The sequence below is a fragment of the Streptomyces phytophilus genome (genome assembly GCF_013870535.1).
Lineage (GTDB): Bacteria > Actinomycetota > Actinomycetes > Streptomycetales > Streptomycetaceae > Streptomyces > Streptomyces phytophilus.
Window position 1 is genome coordinate 1 of record NZ_JACBXC010000874.1, and the last position, 2,621, is coordinate 2,621.

A 2,621-nucleotide genomic window follows, 5' to 3' on the forward strand; every position below is an offset into this window, starting at 1 on the left:
ACCACCTCGTCCGCCCCGCCACGCGCCGCCCCCGCGGCCGCGCCGCCGCCCGGTCCACCGGGCGTCCCGCGTGCCCGCGTCATGCGGCTCCCAGCGGGGGCGCCGGCTTCCCGGGGTAGTCCGGCGGGGGCTTCAGGCGCTGCCCGGGCATGCCGCCCTTCTCGTACTTCAGCAGCTTCTCCGCCTTCTCCGGATCCGTCTCCCCCTCGCCGTACGCCGGGCAGAGCGGGGCGATGGGGCAGGCGCCGCAGGCGGGCTTGCGGGCGTGGCAGATGCGCCGGCCGTGGAAGATCACGTAGTGCGAGAGCATCGTCCAGTCCTTCTTCGGGAAGAGGGACCCGACCTCCTGCTCGACCTTGTCGGGGTCGGTCTGCTCGGTCCACTGCCAGCGCCGCACGAGCCGGCCGAAGTGCGTGTCGACCGTGATGCCGGGGACCCCGAAGGCGTTGCCGAGGACGACGAAGGCCGTCTTGCGGCCCACGCCCGGCAGCTTGACCAGGTCCTTCAGGTTCCCCGGGACCTCGCCGCCGAAGTCGTCCCGCAGGGCCTGCGAAAGACCCATGATCGACTTGGTCTTGGCGCGGAAGAACCCGGTCGGCCGGATCAGCTCCTCGACCTCCTCCGGGTTGGCCGCGGCCAGGTCCTCGGGCGTCGGGTACTTCGCGAAGAGCGCGGGCGTCGTCTGGTTCACCCGCAGGTCGGTGGTCTGCGCGGAGAGCACCGTGGCGATGAGCAGCTGATACGGGTCCTCGAAGTCCAGCTCCGGGTGCGCGTACGGATACACCTCGGCCAGCTCGCGGTAGATCCGCCGGGCCTGCCGCACCAGCCCCGTCCGCGTCGGCGCCGGTTTCGCCTTGCGCACCACCGCGCGGCCCCCCGCCGCGGGCGCTGCCTTGCCACTCTTCGCCATGGGGCCAGCCTACGGGCCCCGACTGACACCGAAGAGCGAAACCGCTGGGGCCCCCTCCCGGGGGAGCGAAACCAAGATTGAGCGACCGTCGTCGTGAGTAGGGTACGCATGAACGTCGCGAGCAGGGTGATGGAGGGGGATCCATCGATGGTGCCTGACGACGCCGTGATCGGCTGTCTGGGCGTTCTCGTCGTCCCCACCCGCGGGCCCGCAGGCCCCGGCGAGGTGCTGGTGCGGGTCAGGGGTGGCACGGAGACCTTTCTCGCCTGGTCCGCCGAGCCGCTGCCGCAAGGCGCGGAGGTGCTCGTCACCGAGTACTGCGGCGGTCGCCAGGTCACCGTGATCGCGTGGGCCGATCCGCTGGACGAGCTGACCGGCGGCATCGGCCCCGTGGAGTGAGGAGGTAAGCATGTTCGGCTATCGCGTTCCGGCCCCCGACCAGGCCATGCTCGTGTCGGGCGGCAGGCGCCGGCGGGACGGGGCACCGTTCCGCGTCGTCGTCGGGCACGGCAGGTTCGTGTTACCGATCTTCCGCAAGACCCGCTTCCTGTCGCTGGCGATGCACGAGTCCGAGGTCGCCGAGTACTGCGTGACCAGGCAGGGCATCCCCCTGACCGTGCGGTCCGTGATCGCCTTCAAGGTCGGCAACGACATCGAGAGCATCGTCAATGCCGGGCAGCGCTTCCTCTCCGAGCAGAAGGAGATGTCGGTGCTCACCGGGCGGATCTTCGCCGGGCACCTGCGCGCCATCATCGGCTCGATGACGGTCGAGGAGATCGTCACGGAGCGGCAGAAGCTCGCCTCCGAGGTGGTGGAGACCTCCAAGAGCGAGATGGGCCGGATCGGGCTGATCGTCGACTCGTTCCAGATCCAGTCGATCGACGACGGCGACACCGGCTACATCAAGGCGATGTCGGCACCCCACCAGGCGGCCATCCAGCGCGAGGCGAAGATCGCCGAGGCGCAGGCGGCGCAGAAGGCGTCCGAGGCGGAGCAGGAGTCCGCGCGCAGGCAGGCCGAGTACGCCCGGGAGACCGCCATGGTGCGGGCGCAGTACCAGGCCGAGATCAGCCGCGTCGAGGCGCAGGCGGCGCAGGCCGGGCCGCTGGCGCAGGCGCACGCGCAGCAGGACGTGCTCGCCGCGCAGACCGAGCTGGCCGAGCGCGCGGCCCGGCTCCGCCAGCAGGAGTTGCAGGCGGAGGTGGTCAAGCCGGCCGAGGCGGAGGCCGAACGGGTCCGGGTGCTGGCGCTCGCCGAGGCGGAGCGGATGAAGATCCAGGCCGAGGCGGCGTCCTCGTACGACAGGGTCGCGCTGGACCAGCAGTTGATCGACCAGCTTCCGAAGATCGTCGAAAAGGCCGCGGCCGGCCTGCAGGGCGCGAACATCAACGTCCTGAACGGCGCCGACGGCCTCGGCGAGCTGACGGCGGGGCTGGTGGGCCAGGGGCTGAGCATCCTGGACTCCGTCAGGAACACGATGCCCCAGCCGCGGTCACCGGAAGACGAACGGCAGGCTCTCTAGGAGGCGTTGCTCCGGGTCGGGCGGACCGGTTTCCTCCCCGCGCCCGGCGGGGAACTCGGCCGCCTGGAGCGACGCGCAGGTGGCCGTGACGGCGGCCCTAGGGGGTGCCGCGGTGCTCCGCGAGCTGTACGGCACCGCTGCGGCGGTACGAGAAGTCCGCGGGCGACTTCGCCACGACCGCGGACGTCG

Annotated in this window: 3 protein-coding genes; 2 read left to right on the forward strand and 1 reads right to left on the reverse strand. The window is 71.5% G+C overall.

What is annotated here, in order from left to right:
* Positions 1–79 precede the first annotated feature (79 nt).
* The gene (gene nth / locus H5J30_RS26520) at positions 80–910 is read right to left on the reverse strand and encodes an endonuclease III (RefSeq protein ID WP_181789860.1); all 831 of its coding nucleotides are present in this window, start codon (positions 908–910) and stop codon (positions 80–82) included.
* A 147-nt stretch (positions 911–1,057) separates the two neighbouring features.
* Here nth and H5J30_RS26525 point away from each other — a divergent pair, with 147 nt between their 5' ends.
* Complete coding sequence (locus H5J30_RS26525) at positions 1,058–1,309, forward strand: NfeD C-terminal domain-containing protein (RefSeq protein WP_181789861.1); 252 nt, start codon at positions 1,058–1,060, stop codon at positions 1,307–1,309.
* A gap of 10 nt (positions 1,310–1,319) precedes the next feature.
* The gene (locus H5J30_RS26530) at positions 1,320–2,432 is read left to right on the forward strand and encodes a flotillin family protein (protein WP_181789862.1); all 1,113 of its coding nucleotides are present in this window, start codon (positions 1,320–1,322) and stop codon (positions 2,430–2,432) included.
* Positions 2,433–2,621: the final 189 nt, after the last annotated feature.

What these genes read in the sequence shown, in the direction of transcription:
- nth (WP_181789860.1), bottom strand. Translation starts at nt 910, where the DNA reads ATGGCGAAGAGTGGCAAGGCAGCGCCCGCGGCGGGGGGCCGCGCGGTG.
- H5J30_RS26525 (WP_181789861.1), top strand. Translation starts at nt 1,058, where the DNA reads ATGGTGCCTGACGACGCCGTGATCGGCTGTCTGGGCGTTCTCGTCGTC.
- H5J30_RS26530 (WP_181789862.1), top strand. Translation starts at nt 1,320, where the DNA reads ATGTTCGGCTATCGCGTTCCGGCCCCCGACCAGGCCATGCTCGTGTCG.